Raw genomic sequence first — 19,846 nt, 5'->3', positions numbered from 1 at the left:
GTATAAGCCAATTACATTAAATTGTAATTGGCTTTTCCTTTCTAGTATTATTTTGCAATTAAAATTGCCACACTCCTTGGTTGGGCAGTAAATATTCTGTCACCATCGTAAGCTGTATTTGAATCAGTTGTGCATAATAATTCCCATTTTTTCTTTTTTCTTGCTGATGGGATTCCAAACTTCTGTGGTTCCCAATGCATATTATAGGCTACATACACATCTGCCTCTTCGTCTCTTCCTGCCTCCATGGCGTATACTCCGCAATACATAGCAGAAAAATGTCTGTTAATATGTGCGAAATCCGGATACCACGCTTTACTTCCATGATATGACATATCCGGAAGTCCATATGATTTATAGTCCATTAATCTTAATTCTTCAGGCATGTGTAAAATCTTATGTTCTTTTCTAAACTTTATCATTGCCTTTGTATATGCAAATATTTCTTTTGCACATGCATTAGTATTCCAGTTTGTCCATGAAATTTCATTGTCAAGACAATAAGGATTGTTGTTTCCCTTCTGAGAATTGCACATCTCATCTCCTGCATAAATCATCGGTACTCCCTGACTAAGTAATACTAATGCCAAAGCATTTTTCATCTGCTTCTTTCTAAGATCCATTACCTTTTTCTTGCGGGTTTCACCTTCAAATCCACAATTCCAGCTATAATTGTATACTGCACCATCATTGTTATTTTCACCATTGTCTTCATTATATTTTCTGTCATATGAAACCATGTCAAACAATGTAAATGTGTTATGATTTGCCACATAATTTACATAGGCTACTCCCGGTGGATTTGCCTTAATCTTATATGAAATGGTATTAAGCATATCCTCATCCCCTTTAAGGAATCTTCTTGCTGTCACCATAAAATCATCATTAAAATTAGCAAGGTTCTTTATTTCAGGTCTGTCATTATAAAAATCAGTATCTGCAGCAAAACTATATGTAAAAATCTTTGTATCTGATAACAAATTATCCGTCTGAATCATCTTCATAACCGCCGGCTCACAATTTGCATGAATTCCATCTATGTGATAACTCATAACCCAATAATGAAGGCAATCTAAAATTAGTGTTGGATTCGTTCCTTCCGGGAAGAAAAATTCCATTGAAACTTCTATTCCGTTCTTATGAAGTTCCTTTACCATATATTTAAATTCATCTACTTCACTGCCTGATTCCTTAGCATAAGCGTAAGAAGCCTTTGGAGAAAAAATATATCCATCGGTATATCCCCAATAATTTAATTTTTCATTAGGAATACTAAAGCTACCTTTCATTGACGTCGGCTGTTTTTCAACATATACTTCATTAAATTCATACGCCGGCATAAGTTCTATCATTGTAATTCCAAGTTCCTTTAAATACGGAATCTTATCTACAATTCCAAGATATGTTCCCGGATGCTTTGACTTTGCACTCTTATGCTTTGTAAACCCTCTTACATGCAAACGATATATTATTGTTTCATCAAATGGATGATGCAACGGGCCATCACCTTCCCAATCATAATCATCATCTATAATTGTTCCTCTTAAATTTTGTGGCTGTACTCCCCATTCTTTCTTTCCTGAAAGCGACTTTGCATATAAATCAGTTACAATATTTCCATCAACAATAAAATTATAGTCGTATTTTCTATAATCCAAACCTTCTACTGACATTGCATGAACATTGCCTATAACCTGAGAAGCCTCAAATGATAATTGTTCTTCTTTTCCTGTCTCTCTGTCATAAAGAATCACTTTACACTGACTTGTATTCTTTGCGGTAATTGCAAAATTAACTTTATTTCCAATTACGCTTGCCCCCATTATTAAAGGGTTTCCTCTTGTGATTTTTATATTAGTTATATCCATGCTGCCTCCTTGATTTGCTGACCATTTTTATCATAAAAATCTGTAAGTAAACTTAAGCTTTTGTTGTTTACGCAATACATTATTGCTTATTACAGACCCTAATACAAATGTAATTATATCATAGTAAAAATATAAGAGAAACCTTGAATTTAATTTTACATCCTTATAATTTTATTTTTCATTGTCACAATTGCTATTTTTCAAAATTTTATTTTCCTATTTATATGTATTTTTCACCGTTGCTTTAATAGATAAAAACTGATATACTCTAATTTACGGAAAATTTTTGAGTATTATAAATTCATGAGAGGTAATATTAAATGATAAGTACAAGTAATGTTTCATTGAGATTTGGCAAGAAAGCCTTATTTGAAGACGTAAATATTAAATTTACACCGGGTAACTGTTACGGATTAATTGGTGCTAACGGTGCCGGTAAATCAACATTTTTAAAAATTCTCACAGGTGAACTTGAGCCAACAAGCGGTGAAGTTATTATAACTCCGGGTGAGCGTCTTTCATTCTTAAAGCAGGATCATTTCCAGTATGATGAATATACTGTTCTTGATACTGTTATTATGGGTAACCAGAGATTATACGAAATTATGAAAGAAAAAGATGCCATTTATGCAAAGCCTGATTTTAGTGATGAAGATGGAATCCGTGCTTCAGAATTAGAAGGTGAGTTTGCAGAAATGAACGGATGGGAAGCTGAAAGTGATGCCGCTACTCTTTTAAATGGTTTAGGTGTAGATACAGAATACCATTACAGCACAATGAAAGATTTAAACGGTAATTTAAAGGTTAAAGTATTACTTGCCCAGGCATTATTTGGTAACCCTGATATTCTTCTTCTTGACGAACCTACAAACCACTTAGACTTAGATGCTATCGGATGGTTAGAAGAATTCTTAATCAATTTTGACAACACAGTTATTGTTGTATCTCATGACAGATACTTTTTAAATAAAGTCTGCACTCAGATTGCAGACATTGATTATGCTAAGATTCAGCTTTATGCCGGAAACTATGATTTCTGGTATGAATCAAGTCAGTTAATCGTTAAGCAGATGAAAGAAGCTAACAGAAAGAAAGAAGAAAAAATCAAAGAATTGCAGGACTTCATTCAGCGATTCAGTGCTAATGCTTCTAAATCAAAACAGGCAACATCAAGAAAACGTGCTTTGGAAAAAATCGAACTTGACGACATTAAACCATCAAGCCGTAAATATCCATATATTGATTTCCGTCCTGCCCGTGAAATTGGAAATGAAGTATTAACTGTAGAACATTTATCAAAGACAATTGATGGTGTTAAAGTATTAGACGACATCTCATTTGTAGTTGGACATGAAGACAAAATCGCTTTTGTAGGTTCTAACGGACTTGCTAAAACAACATTATTCCAGATTTTAGCAGGCGAAATGGAACCTGATGAAGGTTCATATAAATGGGGAATTACGACTTCACAGTCATATTTCCCTAAGGACAACACAAAAGATTTCGATTGTGACGACATTATTGTTGACTGGTTAACACAGTATTCTGAGATTAAAGATCCTACATATGTAAGAGGATTCCTTGGAAGAATGTTATTTGCCGGCGAAGACGGTGTTAAGAAAGTTAGAGTTTTATCCGGTGGTGAAAAGGTTAGAGTTATGTTATCAAAGCTTATGATTTCAGGTGCTAATGTTTTAATTATTGACGAACCTACTGACCATTTAGACATGGAAAGTATTACAGCACTTAACAACGGATTAATCAAATTCCCTGGCGTATTATTATTCTCTTCAAGAGATCATCAGGTAGTTCAGACAACAGCTAACCGTATCATTGAAATTGTAAACGGTAAATTAATCGATAAAGTTACTACTTATGATGAATATCTTGAAAATGACGAAATGGCAAGAAAGCGTACTGTATATACAATGGACGGTCAGGATTCTGATAACTAATTTAGTATTACTACGATATATTGTTAAATATCATTTTCATTACAATTCATATTACTTTTATGATGTAATAGAATGGAGAATATTATGAGACCTGCAACTATAATGTTGCCTCCCGGAGATATGGAGGCAATAGGAATTATAGAATTTGTTCACGGTATGTGTGAACACCGTAATCGTTACAACCATGTACTTAAATATTTCAGTGATAAAGGATTTATCTGTGCAATTGCAGATATTAAAGGACACGGAGAAAATGTTCTTACTCCTGACGACTATGGATATTTTGGCGAAGATGGTTACAAGGGACTTATTCAGGATATTGACGACTATACTACATTTTTAAAAAGAGAATACCCTAATCTTCCATTAATTTTAATTGGTCACAGTATGGGTTCTCTTCTTGTAAGAGGTTACATTAAGAAACATTCAGAGAAAATTGATGCTTTAGTTGTATGTGGTTCACCATCTGAAAATTCATTTACAGAATTAGGTAAAATTCTGATTCGCGTTATGGAGGTTTTTGTTGGCAACAGATACAGAAGTCCTTTTATTTCAAGGATGTTAAACGGACCATTTGAAAAACCATTTAAAAAAGATGGAATTAAAAACGCCTGGTTATGCAGTGACCTTTATGAGGTTGACAAATATAACAAAGACGAAAGATGTGGATTTGATTTCACACTAAACGGCTACTACTCATTATTTTCTTTAATGCAGTATGTCTACAATAAAGATGGCTATAAAAATAAAAACCGTGATTTAGAAATAATGTTTATCTCCGGTGATGATGATCCTTGCAAAATTAACGATAAAAAATTTAAAGAATCCGTACTTCTTTTAAAGAAAAGAGGATTCCAGAATACTTTTTCAAATACCTATCCCGGTATGAGACATGAATTATTTAATGAACCGGGTAGAGAAGAAGTTTTTGATGATATTTTAAAATTTATAGAAATTAAACTTGGAATTGAAACTTCAAGAGAATAAATATAAAACCTCCTGTGATATTAAGATGTATCACAGGAGGTTTTATATTATTTTAATTACTTTTTTACCTCATTCAACTATTTATATATTCCTTATCCATGCATTTGCCAAATCCATCCAGCATTCACATTCCTTTACTACTCCATATCCGTCAGAACTCATTGTAAGTTCTCCTGCTGTTCCGATTCCATGCGCTCCGCCTGCAAACACATGTAATTCTGTAGGTATATTATGCTGTCTTAATGCTGTTGCAAACATTAATGAATTTTCTACTGGTACTGTCTCATCATCAAAGCAATGCCATATAAAAGTCTGTGGAGTATCATTGTTCACATATTTTTCCATGGACATTTTATAATTAAGTTCATCAAATCTGTCTCCTAAAAGGTTTTCTATTGATTCCTTATGTCCATATTTACCTGATGATATAACCGGATAACACAAAATCTGTGCATTAGGTCTGCATACTTCATTTCCATTTGCCCTGTTATTTGTAAACTGTGCTTTATTCCATGAATTTCCATAACTTGCAACCAAATGACCACCCGCTGAAAATCCACAGATAATTATCTTGTCTGCATCTATGTAATATTTATCTGAGTTTTCCCTAAAATACTTAACAGTTGCTGCTAACTGTAATAATGCTGTTGGATAAACTGCCGGTTTTACCGAATATCTTAATACTGCAGCATGATATCCCATAGCCATGAATTTTAAAGCAATTCCTTCAGCTTCTCTATCAGACGTCATCTCATAACCGCCACCCGGACATATAATAATCAATGGTCTTAATCTTCCATCGTACAATTCTTCTGAATTGCCAATCATATATGTAGTTATCTCAGCTGTTGGATGATGCTCCCCTATCTTTACACTAATCTTTTTGTGTATCATATTCTTTCCTTTCCCTTTGAAAATTCAAAGTATTTTCATCCGTCATAAAGTTATATTTTGATAAATTTATAACGGATTTTATTTTTATTAATAAAACAATATATATAACGTTAAAAGGCAAAAGCCCCGACTTTGATGCCTACTGATTGTTCTGTGCTACGCACTCCCTCAATCTTAATAATTTCCTAAAATCTGCATATTTAACGCCTCTGCATTAATACCACTTAAAGCATTAACAACTCCCGGCTGGTCTGATTTTCCTTCAAATTCAACGTAAAATCTGTATTCCCATTTCTTTCCCGGAACCGGTCTTGATTCAATTCTTGTCATATTCAAATCATTATAAATAATATGTGAAAGCATTGTATACAATGAACCACTTTCATGAGGCATTTCAAAACTTATACATATATTATTTGCTTCACGTCTTGCAATCTTTCTACGGCTTACTATTATGAACTTTGTTGTATTTATACTGCTTTGATTTACATCTTCAGCTAAAACTTCTAATCCATATAGCTTAGCTGCATTTTTGCTTGCAATACATGCCCTTGTATTATCTTTTTCCTGAGATATAATCTGTGCCGCAATTGCAGTATTAGCACAATTTACTTTATTCCATCCGTATTCATCAATAAATTTGCTACTTTGCATTAATGCCTGTGGATGAGAATAAACTTCTTTAATTGTTTCTAAAGTTGTTCCTTTTACCGCACTTAAACAATGGCTGATTTTTACATCAAATGAATCAACTATATAATTTTCAAATTCAACCAGTAAATCATATACATCTGTTACAATTCCTGCTGTTGAATTTTCAAATGGAAGTACAGCATAATCTGCAACTCCATCTCTTACTTCTTTCATTGCCTGTTTAAAAGCAAGTACATTGTGGTATGTAGCATTGTCACCAAAATAACTCATAGCTGCCTGCTGACTGTACGCTCCGTCAATTCCCTGATATACCACCTTAACATTTTCCATAGGAAGTTTACTTATGATATCAAATCCTATATCATTATTTATTCCTTCTTCTGTTAAAAGCTTATACTGAAGTTTTCTACTCATTGACATTATTTGCTCAAATAATTCTTCAATGCTATGAGCATAAAATTCATCTGAAGCCATAGATTTAAGAACTGCGATTTTTTCCAATTCTCTTTTTCTGTCTAATACAGGCTTTCCTGTATAAAGTTTATACTCTGCAACTTCCTTGCAAAGTTCCATTCTCTCTTCAAATAATTCTATAATCTGTTTATCTACGCGATCAATCTCGCCTCTTGTTTCTTTAAGATCTAACATAATAGTACCTGCTTCTCTATGATTTATTTTCTCATTGCACAGCCCTGACATCCTGCACATCCCGAATTAACATTTTCTGACTGTCCTCTTAATTCATCTAAAAGCTGTTCTGCTGTCTTTTTACTTATTGGATTTATTGCATATGGCGCAATCTGTACTAATGGTTCTAACACAAATTCCCTTTTATGCATTTCTCTATGTGGAATAAACAAATTGCTGTCTGCAACTATTTCATCATCATATAAAACAATGTCCACATCTAATGTTCTTGGTCCCCAGTGAATTTCTCTTGTTCTATTAGCTGCTGCCTCGATAGCATTAACAGCCTTCAATAATTCCTGTGGAGAATATAATGTTTCAATTTCAACACATCCGTTTAAGAAATCATCCTGTTCTACCGGACCATAAGGCTTTGTCTGTATAAACTTGGAAATTGCTCCTACTTTACAGTTTTCATCATCATATAGCATATCTACAGCCTGATTAAGATATCCCTCTTTATCACCTATATTTGAGCCTATGCTAAGATATGCCTTATGCCACTCTCTGCTCACACTTACAGCCACATTTCCAAATGGTAATTTAATAGGGGCATTTGGCTTATTTATAGTAAAATCTACTTTTCTTATTTTCGGAAATTCTTTTAATAATGCCCTTGTTGTCTGCTCAGCAACTGCCTCAATTAAATCAAATCTGTTTTCAGTTAAAAACTTATTTATAAATTTACATGCTTTTGCATAATTAACCGTATCCTCTAAATCATCGCTGAGTCCCGGTGTCATTACATCTGTATACAAATTAGCATCTACATAAAATTTCTGACCATCTCTCTTTTCTTCTTCATTGCATCCATGATATGCAAATATCTCAAGTTGCTCTATTCTAATAATGTCCATAAATACTCCATTAATATATTTAAAATTAGATTAATCTTCTATAATAATAGTGACATAAATATAATGCCGGGATCAAAAACCTCAACTTTGATGTCACTTTATTTCTTATTCATTTTCATTAAATATTATCTTATCTTTGTTTGCAAATAGCCTGAGCCATCAAAAGTGCCTGATAATTATCTATTACATCATGTACTCTGAATATTCTGCAACCTCTTTCATATCCAATAACAGTTGTAGCACATGTTCCAACACTTCTTTCAGGTGCAGGAATATCTAATGTAAGACCGATAACTGATTTTCTTGAAGTTCCAAGAAGCACAGGGAATCCAAGATTTACTATCTTGTCACATTCATTAATAATCTGAAGATTATGTTCGTATGTTTTACCAAAACCTACTCCCGGATCAAGCACTATCTGGCTGTCATTTACACCGTTTCTTCTTCCTATCTCAATACTTTCTTTTAAGTCATTTAATAAATCTTCAACGTAATTATCATATTCTGCTTTAGGTCTGTTATGCATTACACATGCTGCAACATCTGTTCCTGCTATTGATTTTGCTACTTCCTCATCATATTTAAAGCCCCATATATCATTAATCATATCTATTCCGGCCTTTACACCTGCTTTAGCAACATTTCCTTTATAAGTATCAAGAGATACTGCTATATCAAAATTATTCTTTATTGCTTCGATAATAGGTATAGTTCTTTCTATTTCTTCTTCATCACTTATCTTCGTGTAACCCGGTCTTGTAGATTCTCCACCTACGTCTATTATCTTTGCACCATCTCTTATCATCTCTGCTGTATGCTTTAAAGCTCTGTCTACTGAGTTAAATTTTCCACCATCTGAAAATGAGTCCGGTGTTACATTTAAAATTCCCATAATAACAGGTTCGTTGTCTAAATCAAAATAATATTTTCCTATTTGCATTGTAAAACTCCCATAATTTCTCTTTTCAATTCTTTATCTGCATTAAATTCACCTCTTGAAGCAATTGTAATGGTTTTGCTTCCCGGCTTTTTTATTCCTCTTGCTGACATACACATATGCTCAGCTTCAACTAAAACTAATACACCCTTTGCATCCAAATATTCCATAAGAGCATCTGCTATCTGATTAGTCATCTGTTCCTGAATCTGAAGTCGTCTTGCATACACTTCGACAGTTCTTGCAAGTTTGCTTATTCCTACCACTTTTCCATTTGGAATATACGCTATATGTGCCTTACCGTAAAACGGCATTAAATGGTGTTCGCAAGTTGAATAGAATGTAATGTCTTTTTCAATAACAACATCACTATTATCACACGAAAATGTTCTTGCTAAATGTTCCCCGGGATCCTGATTCATCCCTGAAAGCAGTTCCTCATACATACGTGCCACACGGTTTGGAGTATCCACTAACCCTTCTCTTGTTACATCTTCTCCAATACCCTCTAACAATAATGTAATCGCCTGCTCAATTTTTTTCTTGTCAAACATGTCAATCTCTCCTTCCGGCTTTAACTGTTTGCGTCATTAATAATATTTTTCAAATCACCTAAGTACGATAAGGAACCAAAAGCAAGTATCATATCTATTTCATTATTTCTGTACAATTTTTCTGCTTCCTTTACTGCTTCTTCTAATGTTGGTTCAAATATCACATTCTTATTAGAATCGGCAACCGCCAAAGCTAACGCTTTACCATTAAGTGCTCTTTTATTATCTGGCGTAATTGTAAAAATCTTTTTGGCTAAACCTGCTACAATTTTTATTTCCTTACTGTAGTCCTTATCCGCCAACACTCCCATTATAAAGGCTATTCTTTTATTTGTAAAATACATTTCTATAGATTCTTTAAGCTTAACTGCCGCTCCAGGATTATGAGCACCATCAATTACAATAAGCGGAGACTCATTTATTATCTCCATTCTTCCAGGCCATTTTGCATTCTTCATTCCTTCTATTATATTTTCATCCGAAATATTATACCCTTTATTTCTTAAGACTTCTAACGTTTCAATAGCTGTACAGGCATTAATTAACTGATATGCTCCCATCATTGATATTTTAATAGACAGTTTTGTATCATTTGCCGTTACATAGTCAAATGAAGTTATATACCCATCTATCTTTATGTTGTAAGGTTCATTTGCTACAACAACTTTGCTATTTTTAATTTCTGCCTTAGACTTTATAACATTTATTATGCTTTCATCCTGATTTGCCACTACTACATCACTGTTTTCTTTAATTATTCCAGATTTAACCCTGGCAATCTCTTCTATAGTTTCTCCTAAAAACTGCATATGATCCAGACTAATCGATGTTATAACACTGCATAATGCTTCCTTTTCCACATTGGTTGCGTCTGTCTCTCCACCCATACCTGTTTCTATCAAAACTATGTCACAAGGCTTGTTTGAAAAATATAAATAAGCCAACGCTGTTTCAACCTCAAACGATGTAGGGTGGTGCTTTCCATTTCTTACCATTCTTTCACAAGCCATATTTACCGTTGTTATATATTTTGCAAATTCTTCTTCAGTTATATTTTTCCCATCAAACTGAATTATTTCTCTATACTCAAATACTGCCGGAGAAGCATATCTGCCAACATGATACCCTGCCTGTAAAAGCACATTCTGTACAAATGTAAAAACTGAACCTTTTCCGTTTGTTCCCGCAACATGAACTATTTTCACTTTATCCTGAGGATTTCCAAGTTCACCAAGCAGTGTTTTTATAGTATCTAATCCTAATATGCTTCCATATTTTGTAGTTTCTTCAACAAATTTTCTTGCTTCACTATAATTCATAATCTTCTCTCTTTTATATATAATCTTATTCTATATTTTGCATTTTTCATAATAAATGTTTCATAACAAAAATTACATTTTCTATACAATAAAAGTTGCAGCAAATATGCTGCAACTTTTATTATATCATATGATGTTGGGGTCAAAAGGTGTTCTGCCCCTATGATACACGGATTTCTTCGCACTTGTGTTCCCGAAATCCTAAATACATTCTAAGGTGTAGAAGTTGTTTCTACTGCACTTGTAGTTTCTTCAACTGAACCTGACTCTTCAGCCTGTTGTGTTGTCTGACTTTCATCAGCCTTAAGATACTCTGCTTTAAGATAGCCCTGCTTATCACCATACTGAACCTGATACCATTCTCCTTCGTTATTTAAAACTGTAACAGCTTTTCCTGAAGGTACCTGTGTTATAATCTCAGCTTCTGTGCTGGCTGACTGCCTCAAATTTAATGTATCTGTAGTGTACATTGTAAGTACCGCCTGTGTTGTTTCTTCAACAGTAGTTGGTTCCTGAGTTGTTGTCTCTACCACAGGTGTTGTAGTAGGTACTTCATTCTTTTTCTTACTTCCTCCGGAAGCAATCTTTGAGATAATTATTATCAGAACAATTAAAACAACTAAAGCTATGCCACCAATCATAAAAATCTGATTTCTCTTTCTGATTTGTTCTTCTCTGGCCTGCTCAGCTCTTTTCTTTCTTTCTAAAATTCTCTGCTGTATCTCATCATCATAAGTTCTTGGCATATTAACTCTGCCTCCTTTTTAAGATGCAATTTATTCTTCTGCATCCTCTTCTTCTGCATAAATCTGTTCAAATACTTCTGCTACCATTTCATATTCTTCATCATCAGGTATAGATTCAATTGAAGGTGTTCCTTCTTCATCTTCATAATGACGATAAAATTCTACTGAAAAATCTGGCTTATCTTCTTCATAATCATCAGATACTGCTACATAATCCTGACCTTCAATCTCAAAAATGCCAATTACTTTGTAATCTACTTCTGAGCCATCATCAAATTCTATTGTTACATACATATCCATGTCATCTTCATCATCTTCAAACTGTTTTCCCATAGTTCACCTCTATTAATTATATTTTTAATACCACTACTTTATCAAAAACCGCCTAAAATTGCAATGCTTCTCCCACAAACTGCGACATTTGCATTGTATTTCCAAGATTTTGCCGCATTCCAAAAATGTGCAGTTTTTTCTTTGTTCTTGTCATTGCAACATAAAATAATCTTCTTTCTTCTTCAACTTCATCCTGTTTTATCGCCCTTGCTGAAGGAATAAGGCCCTGATTTGCATCAACTATAAAAACCACCTCAAACTCAAGCCCCTTAGCACTATGCATTGTAATTATATTTACTCCCTCACACTCTTTTGCCGTCTCATTATCCATTGCATGTTTCATCCATGCTTCAACTGTTTCATATTTCTGAGCATCATACTGAATTATATTTATTATATCTGATAATTTTGAAAATTTTATGCCTTTTTCTTTTGAATACTGTTGCAAATATTTTTCATAATTGCATCCGTTCTTTATATACAAAACACAGGCTGCCGGATTCATTCTTCTTATCATTTTAAAATGAAACTCTAAGTTTCTTATGTTATTCATTATCTCGTCATTATGCCCATATATCTTTTTCAGATTATAAAAATTCATATTATTGTCATTCATAACCTGTCTACTTATATACCTCACAGGCTTATTCATAATTCTTACTAAATCTTCATTTTCACAAATAGGTTTATTCAAATCTGAATAGGCACATCTTACATACGATAATATATCTTTTCCCACCGAATTATCGTATATGCTTTGTTTTTTCTTCTTTACGCTGGAATTAATCCTATAATCCGAAAACACATTTTTTATTGAAGGAATCTGGCTGTTATTTCTTACAAGTATTGCAATGTTTTTTAATTCAATTCCTGCCTTTTGATATTGATTTATTTTCTTTGCTATATATTCAAATTCTTCTTTTTGATTGTAAAATATCCTCACATCAGGTTTATTTATATCTTTAAATTTTTTATTTGCAATAATTTTTTTACTAAATCTTTCTTTATTATTTTCAATGAGACTTAACGACATCTGTAAAACTTCCTCCGGACATCTGTAATTGATGTTTAATAAAATTTCTTTACAATCAGGAAAATCCTTCTTAAAATCAAACATCAGCCTTGGTACAGAACCCCTGAATCCATAAATTGCCTGGTCATCATCCCCTACTATAAAAACATTATTTCTCGGAGTTATTAACATTTTTATATTTTCATACTGCATTTTATTAATATCCTGAAACTCATCTATTAATACATATCTATATTTATCCCGCCATTTTTGTAATGCTTTTTCATCATTTTTAAATATTTCATTACATATAATTACCATGTCATCAAAGTCTATATTATTATTTTCTCTCAATTCACAATTATACTCAGCATAAATCCTGTCAAATTCTTCCTTTTTGCACACTAATGATTCGTATTCATCTAAAGGTATTCCATTCCCCTTTACTTTGCTTATTTCTCCGATTATACATCTTGTAAACTCCATCAAATCATTAGTCTGTACTTTTAATCTGGCAACTATCTCCTTGATAATATCTGCCTTATTCTGCTCTGTTAATATCGAACACTTTCTTCCATTACTATCTTGTATAATCCTATAAAATATACTGTGAAATGTTCCAAACGAAACAGGATAAGTTATTATTTCGTTTCTATTACTATCAGATTCATTCATCAGATTCGTAAATCTTTCCTGCATTTCTACTGCTGCTGCCTTCGTAAATGTAACTACAAGAATATTATCAGGACTTACTCCTTCCTCTATAAGTTTCTTTGTTCTTCTGGTAATTACCGTTGTTTTTCCACTGCCAGGACCCGCTAATACTAATGCAGGTCCATCAATATGATTTATTGCCTCTAACTGACTTTCATTAAACATATGTCACCTTTCGCGGCATCTCTCTTTTTAGATGGTATCATATTGTATATATTCTTTCAACAGTAATTTTGCCTACTTATTTTTTGCCGAACTAAAATCCATATCCAAAAAAGCTACTATCACACCATGCGGTAATGATAATAACTTTTTATTAGTTTTCGACTTTTTTATATTTTAGTATATGCTTTATTATAATAGCCTCATTTGGCCATAAAATATGGGCACACCGCCTCAAAGCGATATACCCATATTTTTATATACTATGCTTTTAACATTTCAATTCCTTTTTTAATTCTTGCTAAGGATTCTTCCTTACCAATAACTTCCATTATTTCAAAAGCTCCGGCAGGTGTCATCTGCTTTCCTGACACTGCTGTTCTAAGTGGCCATAAAGCCTGACCATTCTTGCATTCCTTCTTAGCAATATATTCAAATACTACATCATGAAGATTCTGTACTGAATAATCGTCTGTAGCTTCTAATATTGGTAATAATTCCTCTAATACTTCTAATGAATTTTCAGAATTTGTTTTCATCTTCTTATGTGTGTACATAGCCACATCATATTCAGGTAATTCTTCAAAGAAATCAACCATTTCAGGAATTTCAGGGAACACTTCAATTCTTGTTTTTACCATATCAAGAATCTTCTTTAAATCGTAATCCTTTGTAATTACTTTCTTTATATATGGCATTGCAAGTTCATAATACTTGTCATTATCCATCGCCTTAATATATTCACCGTTCATCCATTTTAATTTAACAATGTCAAATACAGATGGTGATTTATTTACCTTATGATAATCGAATTCTTTAATTAATTCATCTAATGTAAAGATTTCCTTGTTATCTTCAGGGCTCCATCCAAGAAGTGCTATATAATTAACAATTGCCTCTGAAACAAATCCCTGCTCAAGTAAATCTTCATATGAAGAATGTCCGCTTCTCTTGCTTAACTTCTTGTGATTTTCATCTGTAATTAATGGCAAATGAACGTACTTTGGTGATTCCCATCCAAATGCATCATATATTCTCTGATACTTTGGTGATGATGAAATATATTCATTTCCTCTTACTACATGTGTAATCTTCTGAAGATGATCATCAATTACATTTGCAAAGTTATATGTTGGATATCCGTCAGACTTAATTAAAATTATGTCATCTAATTCCTTATTTTCAACTGTTATTTCACCATAAATTTCATCAACAAAAGTTGTTGTTCCTTCTGTTGGCATATTGAATCTGATAACATATGGCTTTCCTGCTGCAAGATTAGCCTCTACTTCTTCTTTTGATAATGAAAGGCAATGCTTGTCATAAACTGTAATTTCCTTATCAGCACCTTCTTCTACCTTTGTCTTTAAAGATTCAAGTCTTTCCTTGTCACAGAAACAATAATATGCATCTCCCTGCTCAATAAGCTGCTTAGCATACTTAAGATAAATTCCTGATGCCTGACGCTCACTCTGAATATAAGGACCATATCCCTTATCTTTATCAGGTCCTTCATCATGTATAAGACCTGTAGATTCCAATGTTCTATAAATGATGTCTACAGCACCTTCAACATAACGTTCACGGTCTGTATCCTCAATTCTTAAAATAAAATCGCCACCTTCATGTTTTGCGATTAAAAATTCATACAATGCTGTTCTTAAATTTCCTACATGCATTCTGCCTGTTGGGCTTGGTGCAAATCTTGTTCTAACCTTTGACATTTTCTTTCTCCTCGATTTAAGTATCTCTTTTTACACACTATTTTTATTATAGTTTATTTTTTATAGGTTGTCTATTGATTCGTATGACAGGTTAAAGATTTTTCTATTCCTTTATTTATCATATTTTACGTCAAAAAAGATGTCATTACACTCTAAGCTAAAAGCTATCTATGTAATAACATCCTTTTTATCTTTTCTAATTCTTAATATTCTGCAATTATAAATTATTGAAATAATCTACTGCATTCTTTAATGATTCCTTAAATGAGTTATCAGATGAATTGTCAAATTCAAATAAATTCTTAATTCCCTGTGGGATTGAGAAATCAAGTTTCTTAACATATTCATCCCAATGCTCTAATTTCCATGTATCTCTGTCTGAATCTCTCTGAATCATTCTCTGACGACAAACTTCTACGTCACATTTAACCCAAACAACAACTAATTCAGCACCACGTTTTAATAACTGCTGTCTTAAGTTTTCCATATATTCAGGCTGTCTTACTTCTCTTGTAAATGGAGCATTGATAAATACTGTATCATTGTACTCTAATGCTTCATATGCAACTTCCATTATTGCATCATATTCATAATCTCTAATATTTTCTTCAAAGAAATCTGAACTTCTGTTATATTCTTGATTAGCAACTACAAATATCTGTTTTGATAATACAATTAATGTATCCTTATCAAGATATACACAATTAGGCATTGCCTTAGCTAATTTTCTTGTTACAAATGTCTTACCACATGCTGGTGGTGATGTTACCAGAATTAATTTCTTCATAATGATTACAACCTCTTTCTAACATATTATCTTTATTGTAAAATATAGAATTTTCTTTCCTAAAAAAAATCGTTACAAAAAACCCGATTTTCAAATTATTTTACCACTTCTATTCTTTATTAGTCAATAGGAATAGCATAAGAAAGTAGCTCTAATTATTTACTTTATTTTTGTTTAATTTTACTAAATACTATTATGGTGAACTTTTTTGATTTTATCAAGTACAATTATGGTGAGCTTTTTCGATTTTACCAAGTACTATTATGGTGAACTTTTTTGATTCTATCAAGTACTATTATGGTGAGTTTTTTATTTTTACTAATAGCACTATGGGAATCTTTTTTATAGAATAAACACTTTTTTCAAATTGATTCTACATCAGAAACAGGAAATGGCATCTTAGATGCCTCTAAGATGCCATAAAATTGAAAGGGTTTAGATTATTATATTACCTAAAAATCTAATACTTCTTTAGTTTAATAATTAAAAACGTTTTTTGCAATATTCTTTAAAAATATTATTTTTTTTGTGAATTTTTTCTATGTTTCATCTATTTCTTTATACATAATGCACATTTTTTAGGTCGTTTTTGTAAATTTTTGAAGCTTTTTCTCCTATTTTTACTATTTAACCAATAAAAAAAGGATAAAAATGTTTTTATCCCTTTTTTATCATTATATTTAATTGCAATTGAAGAAAATCCTTTCTTATTTTTTTACTGTTATATTTAATTATAATTAAGAAATTTTTCTTCTCACTTTATTATTATATTGTTATATTTTACTTTAGCTATAGAACTTCTCTTCTTCTTTTTTGTTTCCTGATTCAACTTTGATGTTGTTTTCATCCATCTTAATCTTTGGAATTACAATAGGTGGCATACCTGCTGTTGTCAGTACTGACATTGTTAATGCTCTCATATGTGGATACATTTCATCGTATGCTTTCTTATGTACTTCTTTCTTTTCCATTTCTCCTTCAATATCAAAGCTTGCTCTTACGCTTATTTTGAAATTAAAATCATTTGGTGCATTCTTATTCATCATATCTACTACACAAGTTGCGATACAATGTTTCATATCCTGTGTATATTTAACATTGAAAGATGCTCTCTGTTCAATATCTAACTTTACCTGTCCCTGTAATTCATTTGACATGTCGATTTCATTTACCTGAATGCCTCTAAAAACTAATTCGCCCATTATTCTGTCTCCTTTGCGTCTTTTATTTTATGATATATAATGGTTAATTAACCAATACCTTCATATATCTAAATCGTTACATGACTAGCCGTTCTTACCGACGTCGCCGTTAGTTGCTATTATATCAGATTACATTTTTGATTTCCATAAAATCACACCAACTTTACACGACTTTGTATGACTATACAAAAATACTTAAATTAAATTATCACTTTATACAATAAAAGAGAGCAACTACTGCTCCCTTTTACCTCCCGTTACACTATATAATATTTAAACCCTCTCCTGATTTTCCTTGATGGAAAATCTATATCCGAACAGATAAATAATCTGCTCCCTTTCAATTTTATATTAATCATAATACTTTTTTTCACTGAATAATTAAAGTTCTCATTTTTTATTTTTAGTACACTATTTTATATGTTGAGTGTTTATTTAACTGGTTTTGCGCCATGGTGGTAGTGTTTTGACTTATATATTACACTTTCATCGCTTGAAGCGTGTTTGTGCTATACACCGTCAATACAGTCACACCTTTTACTATCTTTCATTCAGTATTAATAATTTAACTATTCTAAAGATTTTGCTAAATTAATAACAAGCTATGTTATACTTTTTTAACAACACCCCTGCTCTTTTTAACTCAACGCAAAATTGAATTCATGTAATAGAGCATTGTTTGTGTAGTCAAATGTTCAATGATATATTTTAATCACGGTACCGATAATCAATTAGGAGGATGCCAGATTATTGGCTAAAAATTTTATGGAATCAATAGGAAATAATATAAAAAAAATACGTAAACAATTAGGTTTAACACAAGAAGAACTTGCTATGCATGTAGGAGTAACACCACAGGCGGTAAGCAGATGGGAAAACGGAACCGGAATGCCGGATATTTCTTTAGTTGTACCACTTGCAAAAACTCTTCGTGTTTCTACGGACTCACTTTTTGGCATTAATGAAGAAAAATATGACAGTCAAATCTATATTAATCTTAAGAGAAACATCGAAAAAATTGAAGCAGATGCAGAAAGCAACGAGGAAGCTGCATTGGCAAAATGCCAGTTCATGTTAAAGAAGGTCTACGAAGATCCTGATAATTATATTTATTCAGTTTATTTCGTAGATCAGGTTGCAAATTTAAGCCGTTTTGTTCACTATAATCATTTTGCGGAAGATAAATGGTCTGAATTTAGGGAACTTGCAATTAAATATGGTTCAAATGCAATAAGATTTACAGATGATAGAGAATGGAATGAAAGAGCTCATTTTGCACTCGCCTGGATTTATATTCATGATGGAAATTATGCATATGCCAGGGAGCATATCGAACAGCTTCCAACAATAAAATCGAATCGTCTGCAGGAAAGCATACTAGCTCAAATTACTTTATTTGAAAATGGATTTGAAGAAATGAGTAAAGTTTTAACTGTTAATCTTCAAAATTTTGTCAGAGCAATTAACAAAGAGAATTTATATGCAGTACAAAGTTTTGCTTGGGGAAATCCTAAGAAAGCTGTTGAACATGGCAAATATTCTCTTTCATTAATGGAAACTTTTTGCCAGAAAAAAGAAATGAAATCATATTGTCGAGGCTTTATGAGAGATATTTATAAGTTTATTATTTTTGCAGAAATTCGATTAGACAATATCGATGAGGCAAAAAAATATTTAGATGAATTAAAAGAACAAATGAAAAGCATGTATGAATATCATCAGGAAGTTCTTGCATCAGAGACTGAACGTGCCAAATACAATGACCGTGCAATAGGTTATATGGAATCTTATACAAAAGAATTTATGGCACAACAATTGCAGGAAATCATTGATTTTGTAATTGGTTGCAACATGGATAATAATGGTCAAAAATTTGCTACTGTAATAAAAAGCAACAAAAATAACTAGACTTTACCTTTTATTAAGATAACCCGTGTGGGTTCGAGGCGCACCATAAAAAAAGTGCGAGACGGGTTGCGGTCATCCGGCGGATGACTCTGCGAAGCAGAAGCAACGACCGAGCCGGTAGGCGAGACATCGAACCCTAAAGTGAATTGTTCAGAGTCCCCATAAATAAAGGGGTTCTGGCAATTTATCCCGATAAATAAGGTTACTTTTAATTACTTTTAATTACTTTTAAGTTACCTTGTAGTTACTGTTAGCTAAATAGATAAGGCTTTAATGACTGCTTTATCGGTGTCTGACGCTTCATTAGTGTCAAATGTATAATTTCTTAAAGTTGTTTCTTCGTCGGAGTGTACCATGATTTCACGAACTGTGTTAATATTGATACCTGAATCAATCAGAGTAGAACATACAGTTTTTCTTATCTTATGAACAGACCGATATTTAATATTTCTGTCAATAATGTTAAATTCTTCATCAGAAGCCAAATCAAAAATTTCTCGTAATATCAATGCCATACTGCCAAAGGCTTTAGAGGTTAATTGATAG

At 32.4% G+C, this 19,846-nt stretch carries 17 protein-coding genes; 3 read left to right on the top strand and 14 right to left on the bottom strand.

Translation table 11 applies throughout. The features are described 5' to 3' along the window. Positions 1–47: 47 nt before the first annotated feature. Positions 48–1,868 (bottom strand): hypothetical protein, encoded by a 1,821-nt coding sequence (locus tag DWW96_RS07580; RefSeq protein WP_117910011.1) that lies wholly within the window; start codon positions 1,866–1,868, stop codon positions 48–50. Between the two features lie 320 nt (positions 1,869–2,188). Between DWW96_RS07580 and DWW96_RS07575 the strand changes: the two genes are divergently transcribed. Both DWW96_RS07575 and DWW96_RS07570 read left to right on the top strand, forming a co-directional pair. After that, positions 2,189–3,823, top strand: a complete 1,635-nt coding sequence (locus DWW96_RS07575; protein WP_022089397.1) for an ATP-binding cassette domain-containing protein — start codon at positions 2,189–2,191, stop codon at positions 3,821–3,823. A gap of 72 nt (positions 3,824–3,895) precedes the next feature. After that, entirely contained in the window at positions 3,896–4,810 is a 915-nt protein-coding gene (locus DWW96_RS07570; protein ID WP_117910010.1) for an alpha/beta hydrolase, read from the top strand. Between the two features lie 81 nt (positions 4,811–4,891). Here DWW96_RS07570 and DWW96_RS07565 read toward each other — a convergent pair whose 3' ends face one another. The 12 genes from DWW96_RS07565 to DWW96_RS07510 form a co-directional block, all read right to left on the bottom strand. After that, the gene (locus tag DWW96_RS07565) at positions 4,892–5,704 is read right to left on the bottom strand and encodes an alpha/beta hydrolase (RefSeq protein ID WP_022089402.1); all 813 of its coding nucleotides are present in this window, start codon (positions 5,702–5,704) and stop codon (positions 4,892–4,894) included. A 174-nt stretch (positions 5,705–5,878) separates the two neighbouring features. Continuing rightward, on the bottom strand, positions 5,879–7,006 hold the full coding sequence (locus DWW96_RS07560; protein ID WP_022089403.1) for a bifunctional chorismate mutase/prephenate dehydratase: 1,128 nt from the start codon (positions 7,004–7,006) through the stop codon (positions 5,879–5,881). 23 nt (positions 7,007–7,029) lie between these two features. Then, complete coding sequence (gene folK / locus DWW96_RS07555; protein ID WP_117910009.1) at positions 7,030–7,902, bottom strand: 2-amino-4-hydroxy-6-hydroxymethyldihydropteridine diphosphokinase; 873 nt, start codon at positions 7,900–7,902, stop codon at positions 7,030–7,032. Positions 7,903–8,032: 130 nt separating this feature from the next. Next, positions 8,033–8,842, bottom strand: a complete 810-nt coding sequence (gene folP, locus DWW96_RS07550; RefSeq protein WP_117910008.1) for a dihydropteroate synthase — start codon at positions 8,840–8,842, stop codon at positions 8,033–8,035. Beyond that, positions 8,833–9,393: a GTP cyclohydrolase I FolE gene (gene folE, locus DWW96_RS07545; protein ID WP_022089406.1), complete on the bottom strand. Its 561-nt coding sequence runs from the start codon at positions 9,391–9,393 to the stop codon at positions 8,833–8,835. Before folE ends, folP begins: the two co-directional genes overlap by 10 nt. A gap of 20 nt (positions 9,394–9,413) precedes the next feature. Next, complete coding sequence (locus DWW96_RS07540; protein ID WP_117910007.1) at positions 9,414–10,712, bottom strand: folylpolyglutamate synthase/dihydrofolate synthase family protein; 1,299 nt, start codon at positions 10,710–10,712, stop codon at positions 9,414–9,416. Between the two features lie 212 nt (positions 10,713–10,924). Beyond that, positions 10,925–11,458, bottom strand: a complete 534-nt coding sequence (locus tag DWW96_RS07535; protein ID WP_117910006.1) for an SH3 domain-containing protein — start codon at positions 11,456–11,458, stop codon at positions 10,925–10,927. Between the two features lie 30 nt (positions 11,459–11,488). Then, positions 11,489–11,791 carry a DUF1292 domain-containing protein gene (locus tag DWW96_RS07530; RefSeq protein ID WP_022089409.1) on the bottom strand — a complete coding sequence of 101 codons (303 nt, stop codon included), beginning with the start codon at positions 11,789–11,791 and terminating at the stop codon, positions 11,489–11,491. Positions 11,792–11,843: 52 nt separating this feature from the next. After that, entirely contained in the window at positions 11,844–13,682 is a 1,839-nt protein-coding gene (locus tag DWW96_RS07525) for an ATP-dependent helicase (RefSeq protein WP_117910005.1), read from the bottom strand. A 260-nt stretch (positions 13,683–13,942) separates the two neighbouring features. Further along, complete coding sequence (gene gltX / locus DWW96_RS07520) at positions 13,943–15,403, bottom strand: glutamate--tRNA ligase (RefSeq protein WP_117910004.1); 1,461 nt, start codon at positions 15,401–15,403, stop codon at positions 13,943–13,945. 217 nt (positions 15,404–15,620) lie between these two features. Beyond that, positions 15,621–16,190, bottom strand: a complete 570-nt coding sequence (locus tag DWW96_RS07515) for an AAA family ATPase (protein WP_022089412.1) — start codon at positions 16,188–16,190, stop codon at positions 15,621–15,623. 785 nt (positions 16,191–16,975) lie between these two features. After that, entirely contained in the window at positions 16,976–17,392 is a 417-nt protein-coding gene (locus DWW96_RS07510) for a hypothetical protein (RefSeq protein ID WP_022089413.1), read from the bottom strand. Between the two features lie 750 nt (positions 17,393–18,142). On the opposite strand from DWW96_RS07510, the gene DWW96_RS07505 reads away from it, so the two are divergent. Continuing rightward, the gene (locus DWW96_RS07505; protein ID WP_117910003.1) at positions 18,143–19,300 is read left to right on the top strand and encodes a helix-turn-helix transcriptional regulator; all 1,158 of its coding nucleotides are present in this window, start codon (positions 18,143–18,145) and stop codon (positions 19,298–19,300) included. Positions 19,301–19,554: 254 nt separating this feature from the next. Here the strand turns inward: DWW96_RS07505 and DWW96_RS07500 are convergent, their stop codons facing one another. Beyond that, positions 19,555–19,809, bottom strand: a complete 255-nt coding sequence (locus DWW96_RS07500; RefSeq protein ID WP_158574495.1) for a tyrosine-type recombinase/integrase — start codon at positions 19,807–19,809, stop codon at positions 19,555–19,557. Positions 19,810–19,846 lie beyond the last annotated feature (37 nt).

It is taken from the genome of Eubacterium sp. AF17-7 (assembly GCF_003461285.1).
GTDB classification, from domain to species: domain Bacteria; phylum Bacillota; class Clostridia; order Lachnospirales; family Lachnospiraceae; genus Eubacterium_U; species Eubacterium_U album.
This window is presented reverse-complemented; position numbering and strand designations above follow the sequence as displayed.

Excerpts from the sequence above, each read along its gene's own strand:
- DWW96_RS07580 (WP_117910011.1), bottom strand. The coding sequence starts at position 1,868 with ATGGATATAACTAATATAAAAATCACAAGAGGAAACCCTTTAATAATG.
- DWW96_RS07575 (WP_022089397.1), top strand. The coding sequence starts at position 2,189 with ATGATAAGTACAAGTAATGTTTCATTGAGATTTGGCAAGAAAGCCTTA.
- DWW96_RS07570 (WP_117910010.1), top strand. The coding sequence starts at position 3,896 with ATGGAGAATATTATGAGACCTGCAACTATAATGTTGCCTCCCGGAGAT.
- DWW96_RS07565 (WP_022089402.1), bottom strand. The coding sequence starts at position 5,704 with ATGATACACAAAAAGATTAGTGTAAAGATAGGGGAGCATCATCCAACA.
- DWW96_RS07560 (WP_022089403.1), bottom strand. The coding sequence starts at position 7,006 with ATGTTAGATCTTAAAGAAACAAGAGGCGAGATTGATCGCGTAGATAAA.
- folK (WP_117910009.1), bottom strand. The coding sequence starts at position 7,902 with ATGGACATTATTAGAATAGAGCAACTTGAGATATTTGCATATCATGGA.
- folP (WP_117910008.1), bottom strand. The coding sequence starts at position 8,842 with ATGCAAATAGGAAAATATTATTTTGATTTAGACAACGAACCTGTTATT.
- folE (WP_022089406.1), bottom strand. The coding sequence starts at position 9,393 with ATGTTTGACAAGAAAAAAATTGAGCAGGCGATTACATTATTGTTAGAG.
- DWW96_RS07540 (WP_117910007.1), bottom strand. The coding sequence starts at position 10,712 with ATGAATTATAGTGAAGCAAGAAAATTTGTTGAAGAAACTACAAAATAT.
- DWW96_RS07535 (WP_117910006.1), bottom strand. The coding sequence starts at position 11,458 with ATGCCAAGAACTTATGATGATGAGATACAGCAGAGAATTTTAGAAAGA.
- DWW96_RS07530 (WP_022089409.1), bottom strand. The coding sequence starts at position 11,791 with ATGGGAAAACAGTTTGAAGATGATGAAGATGACATGGATATGTATGTA.
- DWW96_RS07525 (WP_117910005.1), bottom strand. The coding sequence starts at position 13,682 with ATGTTTAATGAAAGTCAGTTAGAGGCAATAAATCATATTGATGGACCT.
- gltX (WP_117910004.1), bottom strand. The coding sequence starts at position 15,403 with ATGTCAAAGGTTAGAACAAGATTTGCACCAAGCCCAACAGGCAGAATG.
- DWW96_RS07515 (WP_022089412.1), bottom strand. The coding sequence starts at position 16,190 with ATGAAGAAATTAATTCTGGTAACATCACCACCAGCATGTGGTAAGACA.
- DWW96_RS07510 (WP_022089413.1), bottom strand. The coding sequence starts at position 17,392 with ATGGGCGAATTAGTTTTTAGAGGCATTCAGGTAAATGAAATCGACATG.